At 61.3% G+C, this 512-nt stretch carries 3 tRNA genes; all 3 read left to right on the top strand.

The features are described from left to right. The first annotated feature begins 11 nt into the window (after nt 1–11). The 3 genes from AC3A57_RS22930 to AC3A57_RS22920 all read left to right on the top strand — a co-directional run bounded on the left by AC3A57_RS22930 (nt 12) and on the right by AC3A57_RS22920 (nt 475). A tRNA-Asp gene (locus AC3A57_RS22930) sits at nt 12–88 on the top strand. A gap of 96 nt (nt 89–184) precedes the next feature. Further along, nucleotides 185–261: transfer RNA gene (locus AC3A57_RS22925), tRNA-Asp, on the top strand. Nucleotides 262–398: 137 nt separating this feature from the next. Next, nucleotides 399–475 (top strand) — tRNA-Asp (locus tag AC3A57_RS22920). Nucleotides 476–512: the final 37 nt, after the last annotated feature.

Raw genomic sequence — 512 nt, 5'->3', positions numbered from 1 at the left:
GTTCAAAACGCGGAGTGGTAGTTCAGTCGGTTAGAATGCTGGCCTGTCACGCCGGAGGTCGCGGGTTCGAGTCCCGTCCACTCCGCCAGTTTTGCCAGAGGCGCCGGAAACGGCGCCTTTGTTTTCCAAAGAGTGAGAACGTTCGATCGCGCCCAGGCGCGGCGGGCGGAAAGGTTCAAAACGCGGAGTGGTAGTTCAGTCGGTTAGAATGCTGGCCTGTCACGCCGGAGGTCGCGGGTTCGAGTCCCGTCCACTCCGCCAGTTTTGCCAGAGGCGCCGGAAACGGCGCCTTTGTTTTGCGGCCGTAGCCCGAATGCCGAACACGGGTTTTCGGAGTGTCGCCGAAGCGAGCTTCGCGGCGGACTTCGGGCCGAGTTACAAACAAGGTTTCAGAACGCGGAGTGGTAGTTCAGTCGGTTAGAATGCTGGCCTGTCACGCCGGAGGTCGCGGGTTCGAGTCCCGTCCACTCCGCCAGTTTTGCCAGAGGCGCCGGAAACGGCGCCTTTGTTTT

This window comes from Lysobacter sp. Soil_C_15 (genome assembly GCF_057657315.1).
This window is presented reverse-complemented; position numbering and strand designations above follow the sequence as displayed.